At 30.6% G+C, this 447-nt stretch carries 1 protein-coding gene; it reads left to right on the top strand.

Going from position 1 to position 447, the window contains the following annotated elements; all coding sequences use genetic code 11:
* The coding region (locus tag KGF52_RS21145) for a 2-oxo acid dehydrogenase subunit E2 (RefSeq protein WP_227841535.1) at positions 1-429 on the top strand (429 nt) is incomplete at its 5' end.
* Between the last annotated feature and the right edge of the window lie 18 nt (positions 430-447).

The following is a 447-nucleotide window of genomic DNA, read 5'->3' as shown; positions in this document are numbered from 1 at the left end:
TTTAGATATAAAGATGTAAATATAGCTATTGCAGTTGGTTTAGATGAAGGCTTATATGTTCCGGTAGTAAAAAATGCAAACAAAAAGTCTTTAAAAGAAATAGCAAAAGAAAGCAAAGAACTTGCGGAAAAAGTAAAGACAGGGAAACTTATGCCAGCAGACCAAGAAGGTAATACATTTACAATAAGTAATGTTGGAATGTATGGTATAACTACATTTACACCTATAATAAATATGCCTTCAAGTGCAATCTTAGGGGTAGGTGCTACACAAGATAAGTTTGTTCCAGTAAATGGAGAGGCTAAAATAAAACCTATAATGAACTTATCATTAACATCAGACCATAGAGTAATAGATGGAACAGTAGCTGCAAAATTCTTAAAAGATTTAAAAGAATTGTTAGAAAATCCTTTATCAATGCTTGTATAGGTTTTGATATTTTGTTAC

This window comes from Clostridioides sp. ZZV15-6597, assembly GCF_020657815.1.
In the GTDB taxonomy this organism is placed as follows: Bacteria; Bacillota; Clostridia; order Peptostreptococcales; family Peptostreptococcaceae; genus Clostridioides.
The sequence above is the reverse complement of the archived record's forward strand: the minus strand, read 5'-3'. Positions and strand labels throughout refer to the sequence as shown.